This window comes from Rhizobium moroccans (assembly GCF_057559155.1).
On sequence record NZ_JBHFJG010000009.1, the window covers coordinates 1 to 24,527 of the forward strand.

A 24,527-nucleotide genomic window follows, 5' to 3' on the forward strand; every position below is an offset into this window, starting at 1 on the left:
TGTTAAGCTTGGCTCGTTACTGGCGGCTATTGGCCGCGACGCTGAGCTTTCCGACAGCGACGTTGAGGCCCTGCAGAAAAGTCGCGACAAGACGCCCGCTGAACCGATGACCTTCGAATGATCTTGCTGGATACCAACGTTATATCCGAGCCGTGGAAACCGGTTCCTGACGAGGCAGTGGTTGCCTGGTTGGACGCCCAAGCCATCGAAACGCTTTTCCTCTCTGCAATAACGATCGCCGAACTTCGCTTCGGGATTGCTGCTATGCCCTCAGGGAAACGGCAAACTACCCTTCGCGACCGCCTTGAGGGAGAAGTGCTGCCTCACTTTTCCAAGCGCATCCTGCCCTTCGATCTGGCGACTTCACAGTTCTACTCGGAACTGATGGCACGCGCTCGAGTATCTGGGAAGGCGATCGGCCCGGCTGATGGCTACATTGCCGCCATAGCAGCAGCGAATGGTCTTGCAATCGCCACTCGCGACACAAGCCCGTTCGAGGCTGCTGGGTTGAAGGTGATCAATCCCTGGTCCCGATAACGACAATGTGGATCCAGGTGTCGTAGGTTCGCATCCGTTCAAGAGCTGGGATATCCTTCTCGAAGGATGGGTGATGCACACGCCTGAGGTCGACACCATCGACTATGGTGCGCTCGCCGCGATTTACCGTCATGTCGAAAACAACTTCAGGGTGGGCGTCGGCTATAACTTCGGCCGTTTCTCCGATGACCTGAGAGACCTCACCCCCGACGATCAGGGCGTCTTCCTCAATCTCGTCGGGAAATTTTGAGCTGAAACATGCTTCCCGCCGTCGCCGGGAAGCATCTTCATTTCAGGGGACACTACCACGCCGGATGAAAGTACGCGACAGGTAGCCGGCTGCGGCGGTGGGCATGATTGCGTCGGCTCTGCCCGCAAAAATCCCGATCCGTTACAGAGCTGACGGAGATCTGTGGGATATTTGCCATGCGATAACCTCAAGGTGTGCGCATGCGAAAATTAGTAATGGTTTTAGCTACCGGGCGTTGCTAACGTTTCTATGCCGCTTGGGGGCGGCTTGTTGTGGGGCGGGTTATTCATTGAAATGTACAGAGATCTTGCAGACGCTGGTCTGCTGAGGCATGTGCCCGACGACGTCGGGCCGCGGAAGATGGCGTTTCGGGGTGGCGCGGTTCATTGGCGACAGCCACCGGGATCGCAGGAATTCCCCTCAACCGGACACAGTATCGCAATCATGCTGGCCGGCTCACCCAAATTCAGCTTCGCATTCGAATCCGAGCCCTATCGAACCTTCGATGTCACACCCGGCATGATCGCAGTCCGACCGTTTGGAGTAGAGGGGAAAGCCAACTGGTCGTCCACCACTGACGGCGTTGTTATTGCAATCTCGGCCGAAAGCATGCTCGAGCTTGCTGGCCAGGAGTTCGATCGCCCGGAAGTCAATTTGAGACCGGTTTCTTATACTGCCGACAACACGGCCTTGCAGTTCGCCAAAATGATAAAGGCGGAACTGAATCGGCCCGATCATTCGAACGAACTCTATCTCGACTCCCTCATAACAGTGCTGGGTGTTCACGTGCTTCGCAACTATTCGAATGCCGGAAAGCCGGAAAAGGTGGGCAAGGGTGGCCTTTCGGCGGCCGCTGCCACCAGGATCAGGGATTATCTGCACGAGCATTTCAGCCGGAAGCTGACCACGTCGGAGCTCGCCGCCATCTGCGGTCTTTCGCCGGGGCATTTCACACAGGCTTTCTCCAAAACTTTTGGCTGCCCGCCTTATCGCTACGTCCTGGAACGTCGTCTCGACTTTGCGGAAAAACTGCTCTCCGAAACGACGATGCCGGTGGCGGAGGTGGCGTTTCTGAGCGGGTTCTCAAGCCAAAGCCATCTCACGAATATGATGAAGACCCATAGGCATAAAACTCCCAGCCAGTTGCGTTAGCGGCCCGCCGGAACCTTACATCCCGCCAGATTCAAGCAGCTCCGCCCCGCGTCCCCCCGAGCCGGGGGCATTCCTGTCGAACTTTTTCCTCCCTTGGCATTCCCGACGAAGCTTCTACTTAGCTGGAGCAATGGCCGTTCAAATGACCATTTTAACGCCCATTGCTCCAGCTATCCCCCAAAAGGGGTAGCTCGCGTTCGGCACCCTTTCATGCAATATAGATTGGGAACAAAGAGGAGAGGAACAGGTATGGCAAAGCCAACCTGGATATGCGCAGGGTGCGACGTACAGTTTACGACGCGCAAGATCGATGAGTGGCGTGTCCTGCGCGTCGAGATTACATCGATCGGTGAGACATCGCGTCTGAATGAGGCATTTGAACTATGCCCAGACTGCCAGCAGCGCATCGTAAGACTTGCCGATCCTCGAAACTGGCCCCGGCAAGGCCCCGAGTCCGCGGATGATGAACCCCAGATCGTTACGCTTCAGCCATGACGATCTGCTAAGCGCAAAGACGCCTGATCAACGGCAGGCGAGGAGCGCGGGAAGGTATCCACCACGGTTAGGGCGCATCTTAGCCATTCCACAACGCGAACTTCAGGGCGGGGCCTTGCCACCTCTGACCAAACGCTGGTGTCGAGCAGAAGTCTCACAGCGGCAGGTCACGTGGTTCGTCGCATTGGCGCTCAAGGTCCAGGTCTGCGCCGCGTAGTGGTGATTCCATCAGAAATTCTGCAAGTGTACCCTTGCATGCGATCTTCCTCTGCCACTCTTGGGCCGAGACCACGACGACGCTTGGCTTCCATTTCGGATAATCGTCTGCGGCGCGGACTGCGCACGTTCGATGATCTCAGGTAGTTTTGCTTTCGCGCGGGCGTCGGTCCAGCTTTCATCGTTATGCGTCGACGCCTGCATTCTTCGTCTCCTGACTAGAATGACCATTGTGACGATATAAGCCGGAATCGGCCGAGCTGTAAGTCGTTCAACGATAGGGCGGGAAGTTCAAAGCCCAGCTGCTTTCGTGAGATTGACAAAGCCTCTTGGTGTCTTTGTGCACTCCTGTTATAGAGATGGTATGATGGAGTGATTGTCATAATATGTCTATTCCAGATCTCCCGGAGGGCTTATGGCAGTCGCTGAACCAAAAACCTTTCGTCGTTCCTTGTCTTCCCAGGCTGCCGAAGCTCTCAGGAGCCAAATCGAGGCGGGCTATTATGCTCCAGGCGACAAGTTGCCTACCGAGCCGGCTCTTGTTGGTCGTTTCGGGTTCAGTCGCACGGTGATCAGGGAAGCGATTGCGGCTTTGCGGGCGGATGGTCTGGTGGAATCCCGGCAGGGAGCGGGCGTCTTCGTGTTGGGGCCGAGCCAGTCGGATGGCGGCTTGAAACTGTTCACCGGCAGAACCTGCAAAATCTCCGACATCATCGAGGAACTGGAATTCAGGATAGGCATCGAGGTGGAGGCGGCCGGCTTGGCTGCGCTCAGAAGTTCGCCAGCTCAGGAGGCCGAGATTCAGGCTCAGGTGGACCGTTTCGCGGCACTGGCGTCGCAGAACCTGCCAACGGACGACGCGGACTTCCAATTCCATATGGCGATTGCGGCAGCCTCCAATAATGGCCGGTTTCGCGCCTTTCTCGAGCATGTGGGGCGAAGAATGATCCCTCGCGTCAAGTTTCGGTCGGCTATGGGCGGCGTCGAACCGCTACCAAACCGTGACGAACCGATTCTTGATGAGCATCGGGAGATTGGCGAGGCCATTCTTGTCCGGGACCCGGACAGGGCGCGCGAGGCGATGCGGCGCCATCTAGTGACCGGTATCGAGCGGTATCGAGCGTTGAGGAATTCGCGCGACGATGGCGGAGGCGCCCTAAAGGGTTGACTCATCCTTATAGTCATCATACGACATTATGTCAGTATGTATGATGTCGTTGAAGGGCTGGTTGCCGCTCAATAAATTAAATGGCGCATAAACCTTCAGCGGCGGTGGCCAGAAGCATATCGGGAGGCTGTGTGGTTCACGGAACACGGCCATCGGTACGGCTGCCTTGGCAAGTCAGAGGTTGGAGGAAGTAGGAGATGCTACGCGCCGATTGGGGCGCTCTGGATCTGCAGGTGGAGCTTCCGCCCGCATTTGAAATCATCGAGTTGTACAATCGGGAGGAGTGCAATGAGAAAAATGAGCATCCGCGTCGTCGCCGGCGCTGTGTTTTTGGGGGCATCAGCAGCGCTAGCTGCGGCTCAATCAGCATCCGAAGTGCGCATCGTATTGCCGGAGCAGCCGGCAAACCTGGAGCCATGCGGCACGATCATCACCAATGTCGGCCAGATACTGAGCCAGAATGTGGTCGAACCCTTGACGGTCATCGACCCGACCAGCGGTCAGCCGCAACCGAGGCTGGCGACCGAATGGAGCCAGGTCGATCCGAACACCTGGCATTTGAAGCTGCGAGATAGCGTGAAATTTCACGACGGTACGGACCTTAACGCCGAAGCGGTGGTGTTTTCCATCGAGCGCATGACCGGCGGCAAGGTAACCTGCAGCAATATCGCCAAGTTCGGTGATGCCAAGTTGACGGTCACGGCCGTCGACGACCGGACGGTCGAGATCAAGTCGGACAAGCCACAGCCGATCTTGCCGACGCTTTTGAGCGTCGTCATGGTGGTGTCACCGAAGACGCCCGCTGACAAAGCAGTCAACGATCCGATCGGCACAGGTCCTTACAAACTCACTACCTTCTCACCCCAAACGGTGGTGTTGGAAGCCTTCGACGGCTATTGGGGTGAAGATCCGGATATAACCAAGGCCACCTATGTTTGGAGATCGGAATCTTCGATCCGCGCAGCCATGGTTGAAACCGGTGAGGCGGATTTGACGCCATCCATCGCCATCCAGGATGCCAATAATCCCCAAACGGACTTCGCCTATCTGAACTCGGAGACCACGGCGATCCGGATCGACACCGATTTCGCTCCCCTTAACGATGTCCGCATTCGCAAGGCTCTCAATCTTGCGATCGACTGGGAAGGGCTTGCGCAGCTATTCGGTGACGACGTCAAGCGTGCCTCGCAAATGGTGGTGCCCGGCATCAACGGCCACAATAGCGAATTTGAGCCCTGGGCCTACGATCCGGAACAGGCCAAGGCGTTGATCGCGGAAGCCCGCGCCGCCGGCGTGCCTGTCGATACCGAAATCGAACTGATCGGGCGCAACGGCATCTATCCCAATGGGGCGGAAGCCATGGAAGCCATGATGGCCATGTGGCAGGAAGCCGGTTTGAACGTTAAATTGACGATGCTCGACGTGGCAGATTGGCTGAGATACCTGCAAAAGCCATTCCCCGAGGGGCGCGGTCCCAATCTGCTGCAGATGATGCACGACAACAACAAGGGCGATGCCGCCTTTACCGTGCCCATCTTCTATCACTCCAACGGCAGCTATTCGACACTCCACGATCCGGCGCTCGATCAGGAAGTCGATGCTGCAATGGCGGCGACGGGTGAGGACCGCACGGCCAAATTCAAGGCGCTGTTTGCAAAGGTACGCAACGACGTCGTGGCAGACATACCGATGTTCCACATGATCGGATATACGCGCGTCGGCCCACGGCTTGACTGGAAGCCGGATATTACCACGAACAGCGAGATTCCGCTCGCCAACATAGCCTTGAAAGATTGACGAAGCAGACGCGGGAGTGGCGCTCCCGCGTCGTTCTTTCCTCAGATGACAAATACCTAGGGGCGTTGAATGCTCAGTTATCTCGGGCGGCGGTCGTTCCACAGCCTTGTTTCAGTCCTGGGCCTGCTGACCCTCGTCTTCTTTCTCACCAGATTGACGGGAGACCCTTCCGCCCTCTATCTGCCGCTCGATTCAAGCATCGAAGCAAGGACGGCATTCGCGCGGCTGAACGGATTGGATCAGCCTATCTACTGGCAGTTCCTGCAGTATCTGAAGGACCTGCTGGATCTGGACTTCGGCCAATCACTGCGCCAAAACCGCTCGGCCATGGAAGTCGCGCTCGAGGCGTTTCCTCAAACGCTGAAACTGGCCTTCGTCGCAATGACCCTGTCGACGCTGCTTGCCGTGCTCGTCGGCTCTCTTGCCGCCGCTCGTCCCGGCAGCCGTTTCGACAGGATTGCCAGCATCGTGTCGTTGGGAGGGGCAAGCGCGCCCGACTTTTGGATCGCCATTGTCGGGATATTGATCTTTGCTGTCGGCTTCGAACTGTTGCCTACCTCCGGCACCGGCGGGTTTGCCTATTGGGTGATGCCGGTCTTCGTCCTGATGCTGCGGCCGTTTGGACTGCTTGTACAGGTGGTTCGGGGAACGATGCTCTCGGCCCTTGCCTCACCATACATCCGGACGGCGCATGCGAAGGGTATGGCGCGGCGGAAGATCATCTTTGGTCACGCACTACGAAATTCGCTGCTGCCGGTGATCACGGTTGCCGGAGACCTGGCGACCGGTTTGATTAACGGGGCTGTCGTGGTCGAGACTATCTTCGGTTGGCCGGGCATCGGCAAATTGATGATCGACTCCATCATCCAGCGGGACTTTGCTGTCGTGCAATCGACCATCCTCGTGACCGCCATCGCGATCTTCGTCCTGAACATAGCGATCGACCTTCTTTACGCAGCTCTCGATCCCCGTATCCGTTACTAAGGCTGAGATCATGGCTCTTGACGCACCTATGACCAGACCGAAAAGCCGCCTGCAGGTCGTCCTGATCTATTTGATGCGGGACAAATTCGCCCTGGCATCGGCTCTTTTTCTGGTCCTGCTGATATCATTGGCCATCTTCGGTCCTCTGTGGGTCGGTGATGAGGCCGGCCGGCTGGGTTTGCGCCAACGCAATCTGCCTCCGTTCGATTTCGAGCAGGGATGGCTCTATGTCCTGGGCGCCGATACACTCGGACGGCCGATCCTGGCGCGACTTATTGTTGGAGCCCAGAATACCTTGGCGATTGCCGCGGCTGCTGTCGTCTGCTCGATGACGATCGGCGGCGCCCTTGGCCTCCTCGCCGGATATTCCGAACGCTGGTACAGTCAGTTGATCATGCGTTTGGCGGATATCGTGATGAGCTTCCCGTCTCTCCTGCTGGCTCTGATCGTGCTCTATACCCTGGGGCCAAGTATCATCAATCTGGTGATCGTGCTGGCCATTACCCGTGTGCCGATCTATCTGAGGACGTGTCGGGCAGAAGTGCTCGAGTTGCGCGAGCGAATGTTCGTAAGCGCCGCCCGATCGATGGGGGCGGGCTCCGGGCGCATCCTCTTTAGGCATATCTCTCCTTTGGTTCTGCCGACGCTGATGACAATCGCCGCTGTCGATTTCGCAACGGTTATCCTGGCGGAGTCGGCGCTGAGCTTTCTCGGCCTCGGCATTCAGCCACCGGATTTCACCTGGGGCGCCATGGTGGCCAATGGCCGGGGTTATCTCACCACGGCGTGGTGGATCGCATTCTGGCCGGGGCTTGCCATCATGCTCACCACGCTCTCGCTCAACATCCTGGCGAGCTGGGCCCGCATGGTTGCCGATCCACAACAGCGTTGGCGCGTTCAGGCATTGAGAAAGGCGGCTCGATGAGCGCAGCACGCGACATCATTCTGGACCTCAAGGGCCTGACGGTCGATTTCCTCTCGGAGGAGGAGCCGGTCCGAGCAGTGGATTCAGTTTCCTTCCAGGTTCGCAGGGGCGAAACACTTGTCATTCTTGGGGAAAGCGGCTCCGGTAAGAGCGTCAGTACCGGCACCATTATGGGACTGATCGATTGTCCTCCCGGCGATATCGTCGCAGGAACCTGCAGTTTCGACGGCATGGATTTGATGTGCCTGGACGCCGAAATGCGAAGGGATCTCAATGGTCGACGCATCGCAATGATCTTCCAGGACCCGCTCGCCTATCTCAACCCCGTCTACACGGTTGGCAGGCAGATCGCGGAGGTCTTCGAGAGCCATGGTGACGCGGGTGAGGGAAGCGTTCGGGAGCGAGTGGTGAAATTGCTCGAACGGGTTGGTATCCCGGACGCTCGAAAGCGTGCCGATTTTTACCCGCATCAGTTTTCGGGCGGCCAGCGGCAACGGGTGATGATCGCCATGGCCATCGCGCTGAAGCCCGATATCCTGATTGCGGACGAACCGACCACGGCGCTCGACGTGAGCGTTCAGGCCCAGATTCTCGATCTGCTGCGTGATCTTCAGCGTGAGACCGGAATGGCGATAATCATGATCACGCACGATCTCGAAGTTGCGGCGGCCATGGCTGACCGTGTCATCGTGATGAATGCCGGCAAGATCGTCGAGGCGGGGAAAGCGGAGAATGTCTTCCAGGAGCCGAAACATCCCTACACCCGTCGGCTGATTGAAGCGGTACCGCATAGCCGACCAGCGGTGGAACGGCGGCGATCCGCCATACAAGGTGAACCGCTTCTGCGGGTGAAGCACCTGAGCAAGCATTATCTGCTGAAGGCTGGTTTTTTTGCGGAAAAACGGGAATTCCGAGCCGTTGACGATGTCAACTTTACGCTTCGTCGCGGCGAGACCCTTGGCATCGTCGGTGAGTCGGGTTCCGGTAAATCCAGTATCGCACGAATGCTGCTGCGGCTGAACGAGCCCACGGCTGGTAAGGCATTCTTCGCGGGAGAGGATATTTTCAAGCTCGAAGGACCGGCGCTCGGCAGGTTCCGGCGACGAGTGCAGATGGTGTTCCAGGATCCCTTCGGTTCGATGAACCCACGAATGGATGTCCGGACCATTATTTCGGAACCGTGGGCGATTCATCCCGACATTCTTCCACGCGCGCAGTGGGCCGGCAGGGTCGTCGAGCTGCTTGAACTGGTCGGCCTCAAGCCGGACCATGCAAACCGGTATCCGCACCAGTTCTCCGGAGGACAGCGTCAACGCATCGCCATTGCACGGGCTTTGGCCAGCGACCCGGAGATGATCGTCTGTGATGAGGCGGTCTCCGCGCTGGATGTTTCGATTCAGATGCAGGTGGTCGAGCTTCTTGCCGATCTTCAACGGCGCCTGGGTTTGGCCTATATCTTCATCACGCACGACCTGCCGATTGTCCGTCACTTTGCCGACCGAATTCTTGTCATGAAGCAGGGAAGGGTTGTCGAGGAGAATGAGACCGAAGCGCTGTTTGCGTCCCCGCAGCACGAATATACCCAGGCGCTGCTGCAATCGGTTCCAAGGCCAAAGTGGTTGCGGGGTGACGCGGCGCTCCAAAGTACGTCCGAGGGCGCCATACAGCAGGGGTGACCCGAAAAACTTGCCATATGGCAAAAACTCTCCTATTTTATGCCGAAAGGAGATTTGCCATGTTGCAGGAAATCCCGCGCACGGAAGCCGTTCCGGATAATCCGCAGATCACCGCTCGCGAGGCGGAGGCGATGGTACGCGCGGTTATCAGGCTTTTTGAAAAATGGCAGGTATCCGACGCAGACGCCCGCGAGATACTCGGAGGGCTTGCCGCTCGCACCTATGCCCGGTGGAAAGCCGGTGAGCTCGGGCGCATCGACCGTGATCTCGCCACGCGTCTTTCACTGCTCATGGGTATCCACAAGGGGCTCCGCTATCTCTTTTCAGATCCGGAGCGAGGTTACACTTGGGTGAAGAAGCCGAACCAGGCCTTTGGCGGCCGCACCCCGGTCGAGGTCATGGCGCAAGGGGATATCTTCTCGTTGGCCCGTGTGCGAGCCTATCTTGATGCGGAGCGTGGCGGCTGGTGAACGATCGCCTTTCGGTCGTCCGCGTCCAGTGGCCCAAGGCCTGCCGGATCATCCGCTCCATCCACCCGCCCATCGACCTTTTCGAGGATATCGCCGAACCCCAGGATTGGGAGGCGCTGGTTTCGGCGGAATCGAAGACCAATCCGCGCATCTGGGATCATATCGGCAGGCTCGATCTGGTGCCGGCGGAACGGCGTGTAAGCGGGCCGGGCGCCAGCTACCTTATGGCTCCGTTCGTCCATATCAGCACCGATCGGCCAGGGCGATTCACCGACGGTACCTATGGGGTCTATAGTGCCGGCGATCGGGAGGAGGTGGCCATTCGGGAGGTGGCTCATCACCATGGAAGGGCAATGGCAAACAGTGGTGAGGAACCGGGATGGACTTCGCAATTCCGCATGCTGATCAACCGGCTCGATCTCGACCTGCATGATGCAAGGCCGCATAGCCAGTATCACGATCCGGATTCCTACAAGTCTTCGCAAGCATTGGGGCGGAGCCTGAGGGCTGGAGGAGCCAACGGCATCATCTATCGCAGTGTGCGCTGTCTGGATGGCGAATGCGTCGCGATCTTCTGGCCGGATCTCATGGATATTCCGGTGCAGGCGGATCATTTCGATTTTCATTGGGATGGAAGGCGGGTCGACAAGGTGCGCAATTGCCGGACCAATGCGATCTTCGCTCTTTAACTCATGCCGGCGCTCAACGATTCAGCCGTTTCGGAGTGTAGTTTGGACTTGGATGAAGAGACGCAGCAATCCGATGTGCCTACGGCGCGGATGTTCACATGGGCGCGCAACTCGGCGATCTACCGCCTTGAGCGCCGAATGCACACGGAAAAGCAGCTGTTCGACGGCGTTGCCCGCAAGGCACGAGAGAAATTCGACCCGATCAGCGAAGCCCAGGTAAAGGCATTGGCTGATTTCGCCGTGCAGTTTGCCTATGACAACAGGGCATTGGACGACAACGCCTATGCTGAAATCAGCACTCGAAGTGGCATGCGCGGCGGTAAGTCGAAGCGCGCGATCGCGCAGAAACTGTCGCAAAAGGGTGTTGCAAGGACCACGATCGCCGCTGCCGTTGCGGACGCGGACGACCTCTATGCGGCGGTTGTCCTTGCCCGCAAGCGCGCCCTCGGGCCGTTCCGAAAGGCCGATCTCGATGAAAAACGCAAGGCAAAGGAGCTTTCCGCCTTTGCCAGGGCGGGGTTCGGCTTCGAGATCGGCAGGAAGGTTTTCGAGATGTCGCTCGAGGATGCCGAAGAAGCGTTAGCTGCGGTCAGGAGCGTTTAAGGGCCGGATCGTCGAGGGCCGGATTGTAGAAAAGCGAAAGTGTCAGGCTTCTGGCGATACGCTCTGCTGTCGCCATGAACCAGGCCTTTGCCTCTTTGTTCGGGGCGACATCGTCGAGCGTCGCAGCAAACAGTTCGAGCCATTTCGGAAAAAGCTCGGGCGTCATGTTGGCAACGCCGAGATGCGCCTGAACCGGCTTGCCGCCATAGGCGCCGTTGCGGAAAGCCACGGCGGACCAGAAGCTCTTCATCTTCTCCATATGCTCGGGCCAGCGTCCCGAAAGCCTTGCGTCAAAAACGGGTCCGAGTTCCGGATGCGATAGTACGCGGCCATAAAACGTTTCGACCAGCAAGCCGATGAAGGCTTCATCGATGCCAATCGCCGTCATCTCCGCTTCCGCGCGTTCGCGGATCCCAGCGACATGGGCGGCGCGGCCCTGCAGTTCATTGTTCATTTCATACCCCGTGCTCTGCTGCTCTCATATAGTCGTGGCGGGCGTCGTGCCCAAGGCCGAACCGAGCAATTCCCGAGGTGTATCGAGGTGGCAAGCGTCTTTCCCGGCCTGCCTTCCCCATGTTCTTAGATCAGCCTTTCTGGAGCAGTCTCTGCGATCCACCGCCTTCGTTGCCGGTTCGATGATGATGACGGAGAACATGGTGCCTTCGCTTTCCGCTACCCGGTCGTCCATGCGGGCGGCGGGCGTAAGATCGGCCGAGCTGGTCCCGCAGATGCTTGCCGGCCGTCCCAGCGGAAGAGATTCGTGAGCTCTGGCCCGTGGAGCTCATCTTGCGGGAATCCACCGCGCCCGCACCCGTCGAGGCGTGAGAAACGGCCTTGGGTCGATCTTTTTGACTAGGCCAGCTTGGCTCGGCTGACAGTGTCGTCGGTGAGACGCCTTTCGCTTGCCGCATCGAAGAAGTGAAGGTTCGGCGATGCAATCGAAATGGGAATTTGCTGCCCTGGCTCGAAGTCAACGCGATCATTGACGACGCAGGTGATTTCGATGCCTCCGATCTCGGCGAGGACATACGTCTCGGCGCCGGTCGGTTCGATGACCTTCACAACCGCCGCTGTGCCTCCTTCAGCATTGACGATCACGTTCTGCGGACGAATGCCGATAACGACTTCGCCCGCGTGTCCGCTTGGAACGGCCGGAAGCGCCAGACGTTCGCCTCCCGGCAGGCGCATCGATTGCCCCTCTATAGTGCCCTTAAGGAAATTCATCGACGGCGAGCCGAGAAACCCCGCCACGAACATGTTGGCGGGACGATCGTAGAGTTCGAGCGGAGTACCGATCTGCTCGACACGGCCTCCGCGCAAGACCACGATCCGGTCGGCCATTGTCATGGCCTCGATCTGGTCGTGGGTGACATAGATAATCGTCGAGCCCAGTCTCTGGTGGAGCGCCTTGATTTCCCCCCGCATCTGCACGCGCAGCTTGGCGTCCAGGTTCGAAAGCGGCTCATCGAAGAGAAAAACGTCAGGATCGCGAACAATGGCGCGCCCCATGGCGACACGCTGCCTCTGACCGCCGGACAGTTGCGAGGGCTTTCGCTGCAGGAGCGGCGTCAGGCCAAGAACTTCCGCCGCCTCGGCCACCTTCTTCTGTATCTCGGCCTTCTTCACGCCAGAAATCTCCAGCGAGAAGCCCATATTCTGCGCAACCGTCATCTGCGGATAGAGCGCGTAGTTTTGAAACACCATCGCAATGTTGCGATCCTTCGGGGAGAGCTCGTTCACGATACGGTTCCAGATACTGATCCGCCCGTCGGAAATGTCCTCAAGTCCGGCGATCATTCGCAGAAGTGTGGATTTCCCGCAGCCGGAGGGGCCGACCAGAATGAGAAACTCTCCATCCGTGATGTCGATGGATACGTTCTGGATCACGTCCAGTGCGCCGAAGCTCTTGCGCAGATTGGAGACCTGAACCGGTGCCATGCTGCAACTCCTCAATGCTTCTTGCGGGGACGCACGCGTACCGCGAGATACGGCTTGCCCGGCAGTTTCAATCCAAACGCCGCCGCGAACTGGTTGGTGATGTGCGATCCTCCGGTAATGCGCTGCGGATGGACTTTCGGAAGTGCCGCCTTCTCCAGCGGCGTGATCGTCATATTCCAGACGTCGATCAGATCAATGTCCCATTCGCCGTCTTCCTCGGGCAGGCCAAGCGCCCACTCCACCGGCTGATGCTCGGAAAAATAGATATACCGCACATCACCGTCGCGGACTGCCGAGACGCGCTTGAACGGCGTGCCCCGTTCGAGCAGCGGGGTCAATCCGTTGACGGCATCCTCTTCGAGCAACCGGCGCAGGAATGCGATCCGGGGTGGCGCATCCCCGCGGAGCGTGCCGCCCTTTGCCCACCAGAGTTCGTCATTCTCGTGCATGAAGGTTTCACCATGGCCGATATAGCCGCCGCGGCAAAGCGTCAGCCAATACCGGTTGACCAGCTCATGGCCGTGGATATTGCCCCACTCCTTGGGAATGTTGCCCTCATATTCCGGTTCGTCATTGATAACCGGCTTGCCGTAGGCCTGACGCCAATCGAGAGTTTTCTTGACATCCCAGTTCTGGATGCAGACGTGGTCGACCCATGGCTTGCGGTGATCGTAATTCTTGTCCACGTCACCGTTGTGGATCGATTTTGGATGGCGAAGCGGATCGCCCTCCTCGATGATCTGGAAGAACCGGTCCCAGCGCTCCATCGGCTTGGTGTCCAGCAGGAAATCATATTCGTTCGCAAGTGACCACCAGACGTTTCGATAGGCGGCGATGCGGGCGACGATATAGCGGAGATAGCGGAAGTCCTGCTCCTCGGTCATGGTGCAATAGCCCCATCGGTCGTAGGGATGGAAGAGGATGATATCCGCTTCGATGCCCATTTCCATTAGACGTCCGATCTGCGTCTCGAAGTGCCGGAAGCTTTCGAAGTTCGGCCGATCCATGTCGTGGCTGCCGTCGGCGCGCTTCTCGTAGATGTCGTGCAGCGGTTCGTTGGTGTTGTAGATGTAGTCCTTGGGAAAAACTCCCATGCGGATCTTATTGAACGGCGCTGTCTTCAGGGTCTCAAGCGTCTGCTCTTGCAGCTCCATCGTCTGATGGGTCCAGGCATAGCAGGTCGTTCCGAAAGGAAGATAAGGCTTGCCGTCGGCATAAGCGAAATGAAACTGGTTGCGGACCCTGACAGGTCCATGGACCCCGTTCCTGGCTGGTCCGACCGACAGCGTCCCCTGGAGCCCGGAAAGCTCATTGGCGCTGGATGCGGTCACGAACCGCCATTCCCCTTCCGTGTCAGGGCAGAAACGCACCTTGTAGACACCGTCTCCGTCATAGAAGCCGGGCACTTTTATCTCACGGTTGTCGAGCGAGAATGTCGCGCCGAACGAAATGTCGAGATAGGGGTTGCCACTGGAAGGACCAGTTGCTGAAAATTCGAAAACGTCCCAGCGGCTTCGTTGCTCAGCCATAGTTCACTCCTCAATATGCTATGATGTTCAGCCCTTGACGGCGCCCGATGTCAGGCCGCTGACGAAGTACCTCTGGAAGATCATGTAGACGACGACGGCAGGGAATACGGTCATGGCGATGGCTGCGTTCAACTGGCCGTAGTCGGTCGAGAACTGTCCCTGGAAGGACATGAGCCCCAGCGGCAGCGTCCACATGTTGCGATCCTGAAGCAGGACCAATGCCATGGCGAACTCGTTCCAGGTGGAGACAAAATCCAGGATGAGCAGAGCCGCCAGGACCGGCAGGGAAATCGGCAGGAAGATCCTGCGGAAAACGGTCAGATGCGAGGCTCCGTCGATGAGCGCCGCTTCCGACAATTCCTTCGGGACCGCTTTGAAGAAGCCGTGCAGGATGAAGACCTGATAGGGAACCCCGAAAGCCAGGTAGGGCAGGATGACACCCGGATAAGTGTCGATCAGTCCGAAACCGTTCACCAGCGTAAAGATCGGTGCCAGCATGACCTGAAACGGGATCATGGCGCCGAACAGAAAGAACAGCAGGAGCAGCTTGCTGAACCGCAGTTTAATCCGCGCCAGCGCATAAGCGGCCATTGCCGAGAACATCAGCCCCAGCGGGACCTTGATGACGGTGATGATGGCGCTGTTTCGGAATGTCGTTGCGAAATTGCCGCGCTCCCAGGCGCCGGAGAAATTGCTCCAGGCCACGGTCTCTGGCGGCGTGAAGGCATTGGTCGCCATAATCTCTGCATTGGATTTCAGCGCCGTGAAGGCGATGAGCACGACCGGGGCAACCCAAAGCAGGGCAAAGACGACCAGCACCAGCCATAGAATGATGAGGAAGGGATCCCGCCGGCGCTTTATCTCAACCGTCTCGGTTTCAAGATGCGTTGTCATAACCGTCATTCGGCGGCTCCTTCATCGCGTTGCGACCAGCGCAGATAGGGGACGACGATCGTCAGGGTGACCAAGAGGAGAATGACCGAGATGGCGGAACCCCGGCCGAAATCGAAGATCTGCATCGATTGCATGAACGCCCACAGCGCGAGCATCTGGGTCGATTGTGCCGGTCCACCACCGGTCATCCCATAAACGATATCGAAGGCCTTCAAGGACGAAATGGTCGACAGGACGAGGACGATCGCCAGCGTGACGCGTAGAGCGGGCAGCGTTACATGCCGGAAGACCTGCCACCGGTTGGCGCCGTCGATGCGCGCCGCTTCCACGAGCGAGCGGTCGACCCCCTGCAGGCCAGCCAGGAAAAGCACCATGGAAAAGCCGACATATTGCCAGGTGTAGGCGACGAACATGGAATAGAGGGCGATCTCGCGGTCGCCGAGCCAGTCCTGGATCCAGGCCTGGAGGCTCAGACTTGTCAGTACCTGATTGAAAAGCCCGAAAAACGGATCGTACATCCACCGCCACATCGTTGCGACCGCAATCGGCGCGATGATGACCGGAAGATAGTAGATCGCGCGCATCGGCACGCGACCGAAAAGCTGCTCGTTCAATCCGAGCGCGAGCAGAAGGCCGATCGTGGGCGGAAAGATGACCGCCAGGATCGTCCAGGTTATCGTGTTGCGCAGCGCAACCCAGAAGACGGTGTCGCTGGTCAGAATGTAGCGATAGTTTTCAAGGCCGACCCACTCCCGTTGGGGATCGAGACCGTTCCAATGCTGAAAGCTCAGGATGACGACCTCGATCATCGGCCAGATCGCGAACGTCGCATAGACGGCGAAGGCAGGACCGATCAACATGAGAGCTTGAGTCCGTGGGGACTGCATGGCTTTCGATTTCAACATGAGAGTTCCGCTTGTCCAAATCCCCGATCCCGCGTGCGGGTAGCGGTCTCCGCGCCGCATGTTGGACGCGCAGACGTCAGGTCGTAGCCAGCTTACTTGCGGTTACCGATGAAGGTCTGCATCGCGCCGGCCGCAGCTTGCGGCTCGAGCCTGCCGGCGGCGACGTCGTTGATGACGCGGAAATATTCCGTCGTGACATCCAGGGGAAAGGCCTGATCGCCGTTGACGAAGGTGCCCGTCGCCTCCGCGAAGATTTCCGTCCATTCCTTATGCATGGCGGATGCGTCGTCCTTGAGCTTGACCTCCTTGTTCACGGAAAGAGCTCCGAAGACGCCCGCGATTTCAGTCTGGAACTCGGTGGAGGTGAAAGAGTCGATGAATTCCGCCGCCAGATCAGGCTTGCTGGTTTTGGATGAGATGTAGAAATACTCGGCGAAACCATAGAGGCGACCTGTGCCGTTCGGGAACGGAAAGACCCCGTAATCGTCGAGGTTGCCGCCTTCCTTGATCTGGGACACCAGCCAGTCGCCCTCGAGTATCATCGCCGCGCGCTTCGCCAGGAACAGGGTGAAGGATTGCTTCTGATCGACACCCATGAATGGTGACAGGATGTAGTTCTGCCCCCACATCTGCATCTCGGCGAACGCTTTGGTCGCGCACTCCGTCTTGCTCCAGTCTGCCTGCAGCGATTTCAGTTGGTCGTGCAGCTCCGCGCCGCATGTGGTCTCCAGGAGCTCGTCCATCAGACGCATGAGATGCCAGTTGACGGAACCCCCGAACGTGAAGGCTGGAATGCCCGCTTCCTTCAGCTTCTTTGCGGCCTCGACGAGTTCCTCATAGCTCTTGGGTTCTTCGGTGATGCCGGCCTGCTCGAACATGGCTTTGTTATAGTAGAGACCCTCGCCGGAGAAGCGGAAGGGCACGCCATGTTTGCCGGATCCATAGCTGCTTGCAAAGGCAAGAGAGGGGGCGGTCAGGCGGTTGTCCCAGCCATATTGGGAATAATAGGGCGTCAGGTCCCTGCTCAGGCCAGCCTTGACGTATTCACCGCCAAGACCAAGCCCGGCCCAGCTCATGTAGACATCGGGTCCCTTGTCGGAGCCAGCGGCGACCCGCAACGCAGTCTTGTGTTCGTCGACGCCGCGCTGAACGATTTCAACATTCACGTCGGGATGCGATTTTTCGAAGCGCTCCGCAGCGGTCTGCAGCGCTTTGACCTGGGATTCGGCGGAATAGCTGATGATCCAGACCGTCAGATCTTCAGCCTGTGCCGTCCCTGTGGTGGCGATGGCGAGCGCGGATACAGCCAGTAGCCTCTTCAAAGTCTTCACGTGGATCTCCTCCCGTAGATCGTACAAGCCTTCGCGAGAGACTATTCAGATATTTTTGTTTGATGTCAAATTCTTTCGAATGATTTTGTTTGTCGCCGAAAATGCCAGCGTCGGCCTCGTATTTCCCCGAGACTCATTTCGCTTCGATATCGATAGTCTCGTGAATTGCGAGCTGGGTAACTCACCGTGGAGCAGCAAAATGCCGTCGCGCTGCGGCAAGCAGCACGAAAAACGGGTGCCAGGCAGCAATCACCGGATTGATCTCGTAAGCATGCCGTCAGCTTGGCTCATCCGCACTTGGGAATGGTCCAACCTCCGTGCTGGGCACAGCGGAATTCGGCCTCTGCTTGAATGCAATTCTCAAGCAGGGTGCAAGGAGAGCATGCAGTTGGGGGCGATAAGCGCTACTTTGCTATCAATATTTCTATGCCGCGCTTTTCGAATTCCTTTGCATCCCGGTCGGCGATGCCATCGTCCGTGATGAACGAATTGATGACGTCGAGCGAGCCGAGGCGCGTGAACGACGACCGGTTGATCTTCGTGGAGTCAGCGACGAGATAGACGTGTGCCGCAGCCTTGATCATCGCTTCCTTGAGCTGAAGGTCCGCGAAGCTCGGATAGGTCAGTCCGGCATCGAGGGCGACACCGGCGGTCGCCAAAAACAGTTTGCCGGCAAAGATGTTGCGGAAATACTCGACTGATTTGTCACCGGAGAGCGAAAGCGTCGGCGATTTGAATTGGCCGCCCGGCATATGCACCGCCATCGTTGGCACGGATCCCAGTATGATGGCGATGTTCAAGGCGTTGGTGATCACCGTGAGGTCGCGCCGATTGGTCAGCCGCGTGGCGATTTCGGTTGTCGTTGTTCCGGCGTCGAGGATCAGCGTCTCGCCGTCCTTCACCAGGCTTGCTGCAAGAGCCCCGATCCGGCGCTTCTTGTCCATGTTCTCCTGGTGGTGGAGCGTCATGCTTCCCGCTTGAGGCGGGGCGGTGTTGAGATAGGCGCCGCCGTGCTCGCGGGTGATGAACCCGTCGTTCTCGAGTCTTTCCAGATCTTGCCGGATTGTCGCTTCAGATACGCGGAAGGCGCTGGCCAACTCCCGGACGCGGGCGGAACCTTCCTCCTGGAGCCATTCGAGAATACGGCGGCGTCTTGGCTCGGACAGGAGTCCGACCATCGAGTCTGGGGTAGCCTGCTCGTATTTCGCTTCCATAGGGACCTGCCTGAACTGAAAGAATCGCAATTACTCGAAAATCTTCGGTTCCCTTTCCATAATATCCTTACAGCAACCCTGTGAAGCTTCAAATGCTCAATTGACCTGCTGTTGCAGGACAACACGTGCCTGAAGCTTCTGCTGAATTTGGTCGACGACAACGGCGGCGATAATGACGACGCCCTTGATCACCGTCTGCCAGAATGAAGAGACGCCCATCATGATGAGGCCGTCGGCGAGAATACCGATCACGAAGGCGCCGACGATCGTCCCTGCGATGCGTCCGCGGCCACCCGACATGGACGTGCCGCCGAGAACGGCCGCGGCTATCGCGTTCAGCTCGAAGGTTTCGCCGGATGCCGGATGGCTTGCCTGCAACTGAGAAGAGATGATCAATCCGACCAGCGCCGCACAAATCCCCGAGAACATGTACACGAACAGCTTTGTCCGATCGACGTTGACGCCGGAGAGGGCGGCACCCCGTTCATTACCCCCGACGGCATAGATATGACGCCCCAGCGGCGTGCGCGTTGCGAGATAGGCCGCAAGAAGAGCCACGATCGCCATGATCCAGACGGATAGGGGAAAGCCGAGGAAACTGCCGGAGCCGATGAGCCGAAAGGTATCGGAGCCATATTCCGGATTGCCGGCCAGGTTCGGAAAGGTACGACCGTCCGAAAAGAGAAGTGCTGCGCCGCGCGCAACATAGAGCGTACCGAGCGTTGCGATGAAGGGCGCAACGTTGAGCTTCGTGATCAACAGGCCGTTGATCAGCCCGATAAAGACGCCGACCAGCAGGACGAGAAAACATATCTCGATCGTGTTGAACTGGATACTGTATCCAATACCGATGAAGCCAAGGTCGATGCCGTATAGCACGAGATAGCCGGCCACCATGGCGCAAAGGCCGACGATGGAACCAACCGAAAGATCGATGCCGCCGGCGATGATGACGAAGGTCATTCCAATCGCGAGCAGGGCATTCAGCGCGACATGCTTCGAGATGATCAGCATGTTGGCGCCCGTCAGGAAGTTGGGCGCGTAAATGGCGAAGAACCCGAAAACCAGGATCAAGGCAACGAATGTACGCATGTGCAAAAGCAGCAGAAGTCCGGACGTCTTCGATCCACCGGGTACCGTTTTCTCGCTGCTCACCGTGTTGATGCTGCTCATTGAATTGCAACCCTGTTGAAATTGGGCGTTGCCGCGGACACTACGTCGGACGCATTGGCGCCGGCCGGAAACTCTCCGGTCAGTCTGCCATTGGCCATCACCAAAATACGGTCAGACAAGGCGAGAACCTCGTCCAGATCCGAGGTCACGAAGAGGATGCCAAGACCGCTGGCTGCCAGACGGCGCATGGCGCGAAAGATCTCGGCCTTCGCTCCGATATCGATGCCACGCGAGGGCTCGTCCATCAGGAGGATGCGTGGTTTCGTCATCAGCGCCTTCCCGATCACGACCTTCTGTTGATTGCCTCCCGAAAGACTGGAGACAGGATGTTCAAGGCTGGCGACCTTAATCGCCATCTGTTTTACGGATTCGGCGGCCTTGAGAGCCTCTGCCCGCAGACTGAGGTGCAGGATGCGCGTGAAGTCGCGCAGCGACGAAAGCGTCAGGTTCTCCCGGATCGTCATGATCTGAACCAGGCCGTCACGCTTGCGGTCTTCGGGAATGAGGGCGAGACCTTTGCGAATGCGGCCGGACACGCTTTTCTCGCGGACCACTTGGCCTCCAATGAAGATGCGCCCGGAGGAATTGGGATGCTGGGCCATGACGCATTCAAGGAGTTCCGAACGGCCTGCGCCCATCAATCCATAGAGCCCGACGATCTCCCCATTGCGGACGGAGAGCGAGACATGATCGACCGCGTAACCGCCGGCGGCACGGGGCAGGCAGATTTCCTCGACCCGGAAAACCTCGTCGCCCAGCTCGTGTTGTACCGTTTTCGGGAAGTCCTTGGAGGCGCTGCCGATCATGTTGGTGACGATCCAGGGGATGTCGACACCCTCCATCGACCGCGAACCTGTAACTACTCCGTCACGCAGCACCGTGATGTAGTCACCGATGCGGATCAACTCCTCCAGGCGGTGCGAGATATAGACGATGCCGACGCCCTGCCGCTTCAGGTCCTCAATCACCCGGAACAGAACCTCAACCTCGGCTGCCGACAGCGCGGAGGTCGGTTCATCAAGAATAAGAATGCGCGCATTTTCCGCCAGAGCCTTGGCGATTTCGACGATCTGCTGCTGCCCTATTCGCAGATTTCCAAGCGGCGTATCCGGATCGATATCCTGCTCGAGGCGCTTCATTAGCGCACGGGCGGCTGCGGTTTGAGCGCTCTTGTTGATGTGCACCCCTGCGAACGTCTTCTCATGGCCAACGAAGATATTCTCGGCCACAGTCATGTTGGGAAAGAGGTTAAGCTCCTGAAAGACGATGCCCACGCCATGCCGGGCAGCGTCGTTCTTGTCGGCGAAAACCACTGGTTCACCATCGAGGAGAATCGTGCCGCCATTGAGCTGCTCGACACCGGCGATCACCTTCATAAGCGTCGACTTGCCCGCGCCGTTCTCGCCAACCAGGACGTTCACAGCACCCATGCGCAGATCGAAATCGACGCTCTTGAGCGCCTGCGTGCCAGGATAGATTTTTGAGCCGTTGCGGATTGACAGACCGACCGGGTGGGCCTCGTTCATGGCGCAACCTCGATGGATACCGGCATAATGGTCGGCTTCTCGCTGGCGGAGCGTATCACGGCGGCGCCGAGGAAGTTCAGGCGTTTGCCTTTCAGGGCGATATCGGGTCCGAAAAGCTTGGAAACCGCCTTGTCGTTCAAGGCGCGGCCGAGCTTCGCGTACTCGATCTGATCGCGGAAGGTTGAAAAATCGTAGAGATTGGTCGTATCGCGCAGCGCGGTTCCCTTGACCACCGGCCCGAGCTGGAGCGTCGCATCCGCCTGCCCGTCACCATCGAGGTCGATAGCCGCTACCGCGGCCTTGGAAGCGCGATTTTCATCCACCACGGTGGCCGTACCCTTGACGGGAAAGTTCCAGCCGCCGCCTGCGCCACCGACACGCATACCGTATTGTCCGCCTGCTTCATCGAGGCCACGTGCAATCGCCTCTTGCAAAGCTGTGAGCTCGACGGCCTTCTCCTTGAGCGCGGGGACGAGCTTTGCCTCGAATGTCGTCTCCACGAGCTCGGCAATCGGGTCGACGGGCGCACCTCCTTCGCCTTGGTTGGTCTTCACCAGCTTGCAGCTGGCAAGCGATATGCAGGCGAGCACGCTTGCAGCGAGCAGAGTTCTCATCTTCATGACGTGTCGACTTTATCTGGTTAGAAACCCACCCGGACCGTTGGTGGTCCGGGTGGCGCTTTCGCTGCTTACTCAGCCAGTGCGAACGTCTCGAGCTTCGACGCATTCTCGCTATTGATGAGAATGCAGTCCATCAGTTGCTTCTCCTCGAGGCCCGTTGATCCGGTCTTGATGAACTTGTCGGCCTGTTCCACCGCAAGCTGGGCTTGCTGGAAGGCCGGCTGAAGCACGGTCGCCTTTATGCCTCCATTCTTGATGGAGTCGCGAACATCGTTGGAACCGTCGAAACCCACCACGATCACGTCTTTTCGTCCGGCCGCCTCGAGTGCCGCGTAGGCGCCCATCGCCATCGTGTCGTTACCCGAGATAACGCCCTTGATGTCCGGATGTGCCTGCAGCATCGATTCCATCACCGAATAGGCTTCCGTCTGCGACCAGTTTGCCGTCTGCTGCGCAACCATCTTCATGTCGGAATACTGGTCGATCACGTCATGATAGCCCTGCGAGCGGATACCCGCATTGGTGTCGGACTCCTTGCCCACCAGCTCCACGTAATTTCCGCTTTCGCCCATCAGCTTGACGAATTCTTCCGCACCGAGCTGCGCTCCTTGATAATTGTTGGAGACGATCTGCGAGACAGCGACGCCGGTCGCGGTGATTTCGCGGTCGATCAGAAACGAGGGAATGCCCTTGTCCTTTGCCTTCTGGACCGCTGCGACGGACGCGTCTGCGCCGGCATTGTCCAGGATAATGGCCTTGACGCCCGCGGCGATCGCCGAATCGAACAGCTCGTTCTGTTTGTTGGCATCGTCATCGTGGACCATGACCATCGTCTCGTAGCCAAGTTCCTTCGCCCTTGCTGCGGCGCCATCAGCCTCGGCTTTGAAGAACGGATTGTCGTGGCTGGGCGTGATGATGGCGATGGTGTCGGCGGCAAGCGCGGTGCCGGACGCAAGTCCGAGCATGCCGAGAGCTACTGCGGACATAAGTAGACGTTTGGTAATAAGCATGTGGACCTCCCTTTAACGAACCCACCCTCCAGTGGTTTTCATATCCTATCGATTGCTTTCGTTTCCTGTCAATATTCTTTTAATCTAGGTCGATTTATGCGCCGCATAGAAGGTGGAAAATTGGCGTGCGGCGGCGCATACACGAGGCTAGAGTGCGTGGAATTGGCCGCGAGGGGAAAAACTTCTTGAACCCAGTCATGATACATGCGATGAAACGCAACAAACGAAAGAGATCAAAAGTATTCAAAAGGCGGCTTTTTTTGAGAACGCGGCCTTAGGAGGAGATGTGCCGGCTCGTAGCAACTGCCTGAGCTTGCCGCGGCAGTGCACTGGAGGAAGCTTGGGCCGAGCTCAATCGCGCCACTGCAGTTCTCCGCTCCTGCCGTCGGTGCCTTGTCCTTTCCAATAACTGAGTCAAATGGAGGAACCTTATGACCACCCCACGTTTCGGCGCCGGAATCTGGCACTTTGCCACCTACCTCGACCGCTACGCCACTGACGGTTATGGCATCCCGCGGAGCGTCATCGAGGCCATAGACCTTGCCGGTCAGGTCCGGGACCTTTCGGTGGTCGACATCAATTATCCTTTTTTCGGCGGCGACTTCTCCAATGCCCAGATCAAGGAGGCGCTGGATCGCAACAAGCTCGGTGTCATCGGCATCACGCCGGAAATCTACACGCGTGAATTCGTCAAGGGCTCCTTCACGAATCCCGATGCGGGCGTCCGCCGTCGCACCCATGAGCTGGTGACCGAAGCCTGCGATCAGGTTCGCTATTTCGGCGCCGACTACGTGAAGCTGTGGCCGGGGCAGGACGGCTGGGATTATCCCTTCCAGGTCGACTACGGCACACTTTGGAAGCATTCGCTGGATGGAGTTGGCCAGCTCGCCAGTGAGAACCCGGATCTTAAATTTGTCATCGAGTACAAGCCGCGCGAGCCGCGGGTGCGAATGAGTTTCGGTTCTGTCGCTCGCACGCTTCTTGGCATCGAGAAGATTGGGTTGCCCAATGTCGGCATCCTGCTCGACTTCGGCCACGCCATCATGGGCGGTGAATCGGCTGCCGACAGCGCTCAGCTCGCGATCGACTATGGGCGGCTGTTCGGCATGGATGTCAACGACAACTATCGCTCCTGGGACGACGACCTGGTTGCCGGCAGCCTGCACCCGATCGAGATCTTCGAGTTTTTCCACGTGCTTCGGAAGAACAAGTGGGAGGGCGTGTGGCAACTTGATCAGTTCCCCTTCCGCGAGGACAGCGTCGCCACCGCCAATCACGCCATCGACTTTCTCAAGGCTGCAGCGAAAGGTCTCGATGCATTGGACGTGGATGCGCTCAAGGAGGCGCAAAGCCGCCATGACGCGATTGGCGCGCTGAAGATCGCTCAGAAAGCCCTGTTCGGGGCGATGTAGGCGCGGGAAACGG

Annotated in this window: 23 protein-coding genes and 3 pseudogenes; 14 read left to right on the forward strand and 12 right to left on the reverse strand. The window is 58.3% G+C overall.

The genetic code is table 11. The features are described from left to right. From ACE04I_RS06240 to ACE04I_RS06255, 4 genes and pseudogenes are all read left to right on the forward strand, one after another. Nucleotides 1-121: pseudogene (locus ACE04I_RS06240) on the forward strand (FitA-like ribbon-helix-helix domain-containing protein); the annotation flags it as partial. Next, nucleotides 118-537, forward strand: coding sequence for a type II toxin-antitoxin system VapC family toxin (locus tag ACE04I_RS06245; protein WP_046797785.1), 420 nt, complete (start codon nucleotides 118-120; stop codon nucleotides 535-537). The pseudogene ACE04I_RS06240 and the gene ACE04I_RS06245, both read left to right, overlap by 4 nt. 73 nt (nucleotides 538-610) lie before the next feature. After that, the gene (locus tag ACE04I_RS06250) at nucleotides 611-787 is read left to right on the forward strand and encodes a hypothetical protein (protein ID WP_245282151.1); all 177 of its coding nucleotides are present in this window, start codon (nucleotides 611-613) and stop codon (nucleotides 785-787) included. Nucleotides 788-1,081: 294 nt separating this feature from the next. Then, nucleotides 1,082-1,939, forward strand: coding sequence for a helix-turn-helix domain-containing protein (locus tag ACE04I_RS06255; RefSeq protein WP_046796441.1), 858 nt, complete (start codon nucleotides 1,082-1,084; stop codon nucleotides 1,937-1,939). A gap of 649 nt (nucleotides 1,940-2,588) precedes the next feature. On the opposite strand, the pseudogene ACE04I_RS06260 reads toward ACE04I_RS06255, so the two are convergent. Next, a pseudogene (locus tag ACE04I_RS06260) lies at nucleotides 2,589-2,854 on the reverse strand (type II toxin-antitoxin system prevent-host-death family antitoxin). Nucleotides 2,855-3,065: 211 nt separating this feature from the next. Here ACE04I_RS06260 and ACE04I_RS06265 point away from each other — a divergent pair. The 8 genes from ACE04I_RS06265 (at nucleotide 3,066) to recX (ending at nucleotide 10,962) form a co-directional block, all read left to right on the forward strand. After that, on the forward strand, nucleotides 3,066-3,818 hold the full coding sequence (locus ACE04I_RS06265; RefSeq protein ID WP_046796443.1) for a FadR/GntR family transcriptional regulator: 753 nt from the start codon (nucleotides 3,066-3,068) through the stop codon (nucleotides 3,816-3,818). A gap of 288 nt (nucleotides 3,819-4,106) precedes the next feature. Then, complete coding sequence (locus tag ACE04I_RS06270) at nucleotides 4,107-5,615, forward strand: ABC transporter substrate-binding protein (protein WP_487206852.1); 1,509 nt, start codon at nucleotides 4,107-4,109, stop codon at nucleotides 5,613-5,615. Nucleotides 5,616-5,684: 69 nt separating this feature from the next. Next, nucleotides 5,685-6,599 carry an ABC transporter permease gene (locus tag ACE04I_RS06275; RefSeq protein ID WP_046796444.1) on the forward strand — a complete coding sequence of 305 codons (915 nt, stop codon included), beginning with the start codon at nucleotides 5,685-5,687 and terminating at the stop codon, nucleotides 6,597-6,599. Nucleotides 6,600-6,627: 28 nt separating this feature from the next. After that, nucleotides 6,628-7,524, forward strand: a complete 897-nt coding sequence (locus ACE04I_RS06280) for an ABC transporter permease (protein WP_245282153.1) — start codon at nucleotides 6,628-6,630, stop codon at nucleotides 7,522-7,524. Beyond that, nucleotides 7,521-9,200, forward strand: coding sequence for an ABC transporter ATP-binding protein (locus ACE04I_RS06285; RefSeq protein WP_046796446.1), 1,680 nt, complete (start codon nucleotides 7,521-7,523; stop codon nucleotides 9,198-9,200). Before ACE04I_RS06280 ends, ACE04I_RS06285 begins: the two co-directional genes overlap by 4 nt. A 59-nt stretch (nucleotides 9,201-9,259) precedes the next feature. Continuing rightward, on the forward strand, nucleotides 9,260-9,670 hold the full coding sequence (locus tag ACE04I_RS06290; RefSeq protein WP_487206763.1) for an antitoxin Xre/MbcA/ParS toxin-binding domain-containing protein: 411 nt from the start codon (nucleotides 9,260-9,262) through the stop codon (nucleotides 9,668-9,670). Next, nucleotides 9,664-10,359 (forward strand): RES family NAD+ phosphorylase, encoded by a 696-nt coding sequence (locus ACE04I_RS06295; RefSeq protein WP_487206853.1) that lies wholly within the window; start codon nucleotides 9,664-9,666, stop codon nucleotides 10,357-10,359. The genes ACE04I_RS06290 and ACE04I_RS06295 overlap by 7 nt, the downstream gene beginning before the upstream one ends. 3 nt (nucleotides 10,360-10,362) lie before the next feature. After that, complete coding sequence (gene recX / locus ACE04I_RS06300; RefSeq protein ID WP_487206764.1) at nucleotides 10,363-10,962, forward strand: recombination regulator RecX; 600 nt, start codon at nucleotides 10,363-10,365, stop codon at nucleotides 10,960-10,962. Here recX and ACE04I_RS06305 read toward each other — a convergent pair. After that, complete coding sequence (locus tag ACE04I_RS06305; RefSeq protein ID WP_487206765.1) at nucleotides 10,949-11,416, reverse strand: group III truncated hemoglobin; 468 nt, start codon at nucleotides 11,414-11,416, stop codon at nucleotides 10,949-10,951. The two genes, recX and ACE04I_RS06305, sit on opposite strands and share 14 nt — an antisense overlap. Nucleotides 11,417-11,609: 193 nt before the next feature. Between ACE04I_RS06305 and ACE04I_RS06310 the strand changes: the two are divergent. Further along, nucleotides 11,610-11,787 (forward strand): annotated as a pseudogene (locus tag ACE04I_RS06310) (transcriptional regulator); the annotation flags it as partial. A 27-nt stretch (nucleotides 11,788-11,814) separates the two neighbouring features. Here ACE04I_RS06310 and ACE04I_RS06315 read toward each other — a convergent pair. The 10 genes from ACE04I_RS06315 to ACE04I_RS06360 form a co-directional block, all read right to left on the reverse strand. Then, nucleotides 11,815-12,900, reverse strand: a complete 1,086-nt coding sequence (locus tag ACE04I_RS06315; RefSeq protein ID WP_487206766.1) for an ABC transporter ATP-binding protein — start codon at nucleotides 12,898-12,900, stop codon at nucleotides 11,815-11,817. 11 nt (nucleotides 12,901-12,911) lie between these two features. After that, complete coding sequence (locus ACE04I_RS06320) at nucleotides 12,912-14,429, reverse strand: DUF5060 domain-containing protein (RefSeq protein ID WP_046796451.1); 1,518 nt, start codon at nucleotides 14,427-14,429, stop codon at nucleotides 12,912-12,914. Nucleotides 14,430-14,456: 27 nt separating this feature from the next. After that, entirely contained in the window at nucleotides 14,457-15,332 is an 876-nt protein-coding gene (locus tag ACE04I_RS06325) for a carbohydrate ABC transporter permease (protein WP_487206767.1), read from the reverse strand. Continuing rightward, nucleotides 15,329-16,228: a carbohydrate ABC transporter permease gene (locus tag ACE04I_RS06330; RefSeq protein WP_046796453.1), complete on the reverse strand. Its 900-nt coding sequence runs from the start codon at nucleotides 16,226-16,228 to the stop codon at nucleotides 15,329-15,331. Before ACE04I_RS06330 ends, ACE04I_RS06325 begins: the two co-directional genes overlap by 4 nt. A 92-nt stretch (nucleotides 16,229-16,320) precedes the next feature. Next, nucleotides 16,321-17,559, reverse strand: coding sequence for an ABC transporter substrate-binding protein (locus ACE04I_RS06335; protein WP_487206768.1), 1,239 nt, complete (start codon nucleotides 17,557-17,559; stop codon nucleotides 16,321-16,323). Between the two features lie 404 nt (nucleotides 17,560-17,963). After that, nucleotides 17,964-18,737, reverse strand: coding sequence for a DeoR/GlpR family DNA-binding transcription regulator (locus ACE04I_RS06340; RefSeq protein ID WP_046796455.1), 774 nt, complete (start codon nucleotides 18,735-18,737; stop codon nucleotides 17,964-17,966). 132 nt (nucleotides 18,738-18,869) lie between these two features. Next, entirely contained in the window at nucleotides 18,870-19,946 is a 1,077-nt protein-coding gene (locus tag ACE04I_RS06345; protein WP_487206769.1) for an ABC transporter permease, read from the reverse strand. Next, complete coding sequence (locus ACE04I_RS06350; protein ID WP_046796457.1) at nucleotides 19,943-21,472, reverse strand: sugar ABC transporter ATP-binding protein; 1,530 nt, start codon at nucleotides 21,470-21,472, stop codon at nucleotides 19,943-19,945. Before ACE04I_RS06350 ends, ACE04I_RS06345 begins: the two co-directional genes overlap by 4 nt. After that, nucleotides 21,469-22,092: a DUF2291 family protein gene (locus tag ACE04I_RS06355; protein WP_052760478.1), complete on the reverse strand. Its 624-nt coding sequence runs from the start codon at nucleotides 22,090-22,092 to the stop codon at nucleotides 21,469-21,471. The genes ACE04I_RS06350 and ACE04I_RS06355 overlap by 4 nt, the downstream gene beginning before the upstream one ends. A 68-nt stretch (nucleotides 22,093-22,160) precedes the next feature. Then, nucleotides 22,161-23,102 carry a D-ribose ABC transporter substrate-binding protein gene (locus tag ACE04I_RS06360; RefSeq protein ID WP_046796458.1) on the reverse strand — a complete coding sequence of 314 codons (942 nt, stop codon included), beginning with the start codon at nucleotides 23,100-23,102 and terminating at the stop codon, nucleotides 22,161-22,163. 431 nt (nucleotides 23,103-23,533) lie between these two features. On the opposite strand from ACE04I_RS06360, the gene ACE04I_RS06365 reads away from it, so the two are divergent. Continuing rightward, nucleotides 23,534-24,514 carry a sugar phosphate isomerase/epimerase family protein gene (locus ACE04I_RS06365; protein WP_046796459.1) on the forward strand — a complete coding sequence of 327 codons (981 nt, stop codon included), beginning with the start codon at nucleotides 23,534-23,536 and terminating at the stop codon, nucleotides 24,512-24,514. Nucleotides 24,515-24,527 lie beyond the last annotated feature (13 nt).

Excerpts from the sequence above, each read along its gene's own strand:
- ACE04I_RS06305 (WP_487206765.1), bottom strand. The coding sequence starts at position 11,416 with ATGAACAATGAACTGCAGGGCCGCGCCGCCCATGTCGCTGGGATCCGC.
- recX (WP_487206764.1), top strand. The coding sequence starts at position 10,363 with ATGCCGGCGCTCAACGATTCAGCCGTTTCGGAGTGTAGTTTGGACTTG.
- ACE04I_RS06365 (WP_046796459.1), top strand. The coding sequence starts at position 23,534 with ATGACCACCCCACGTTTCGGCGCCGGAATCTGGCACTTTGCCACCTAC.
- ACE04I_RS06325 (WP_487206767.1), bottom strand. The coding sequence starts at position 15,332 with ATGACGGTTATGACAACGCATCTTGAAACCGAGACGGTTGAGATAAAG.
- ACE04I_RS06340 (WP_046796455.1), bottom strand. The coding sequence starts at position 18,737 with ATGGTCGGACTCCTGTCCGAGCCAAGACGCCGCCGTATTCTCGAATGG.
- ACE04I_RS06330 (WP_046796453.1), bottom strand. The coding sequence starts at position 16,228 with ATGTTGAAATCGAAAGCCATGCAGTCCCCACGGACTCAAGCTCTCATG.
- ACE04I_RS06315 (WP_487206766.1), bottom strand. The coding sequence starts at position 12,900 with ATGGCACCGGTTCAGGTCTCCAATCTGCGCAAGAGCTTCGGCGCACTG.
- ACE04I_RS06350 (WP_046796457.1), bottom strand. The coding sequence starts at position 21,472 with ATGAACGAGGCCCACCCGGTCGGTCTGTCAATCCGCAACGGCTCAAAA.
- ACE04I_RS06275 (WP_046796444.1), top strand. The coding sequence starts at position 5,685 with ATGCTCAGTTATCTCGGGCGGCGGTCGTTCCACAGCCTTGTTTCAGTC.
- ACE04I_RS06245 (WP_046797785.1), top strand. The coding sequence starts at position 118 with ATGATCTTGCTGGATACCAACGTTATATCCGAGCCGTGGAAACCGGTT.
- ACE04I_RS06265 (WP_046796443.1), top strand. The coding sequence starts at position 3,066 with ATGGCAGTCGCTGAACCAAAAACCTTTCGTCGTTCCTTGTCTTCCCAG.
- ACE04I_RS06355 (WP_052760478.1), bottom strand. The coding sequence starts at position 22,092 with ATGAAGATGAGAACTCTGCTCGCTGCAAGCGTGCTCGCCTGCATATCG.
- ACE04I_RS06255 (WP_046796441.1), top strand. The coding sequence starts at position 1,082 with ATGTACAGAGATCTTGCAGACGCTGGTCTGCTGAGGCATGTGCCCGAC.
- ACE04I_RS06320 (WP_046796451.1), bottom strand. The coding sequence starts at position 14,429 with ATGGCTGAGCAACGAAGCCGCTGGGACGTTTTCGAATTTTCAGCAACT.
- ACE04I_RS06270 (WP_487206852.1), top strand. The coding sequence starts at position 4,107 with ATGAGAAAAATGAGCATCCGCGTCGTCGCCGGCGCTGTGTTTTTGGGG.
- ACE04I_RS06360 (WP_046796458.1), bottom strand. The coding sequence starts at position 23,102 with ATGCTTATTACCAAACGTCTACTTATGTCCGCAGTAGCTCTCGGCATG.
- ACE04I_RS06290 (WP_487206763.1), top strand. The coding sequence starts at position 9,260 with ATGTTGCAGGAAATCCCGCGCACGGAAGCCGTTCCGGATAATCCGCAG.
- ACE04I_RS06250 (WP_245282151.1), top strand. The coding sequence starts at position 611 with ATGCACACGCCTGAGGTCGACACCATCGACTATGGTGCGCTCGCCGCG.
- ACE04I_RS06345 (WP_487206769.1), bottom strand. The coding sequence starts at position 19,946 with ATGAGCAGCATCAACACGGTGAGCAGCGAGAAAACGGTACCCGGTGGA.
- ACE04I_RS06285 (WP_046796446.1), top strand. The coding sequence starts at position 7,521 with ATGAGCGCAGCACGCGACATCATTCTGGACCTCAAGGGCCTGACGGTC.
- ACE04I_RS06280 (WP_245282153.1), top strand. The coding sequence starts at position 6,628 with ATGACCAGACCGAAAAGCCGCCTGCAGGTCGTCCTGATCTATTTGATG.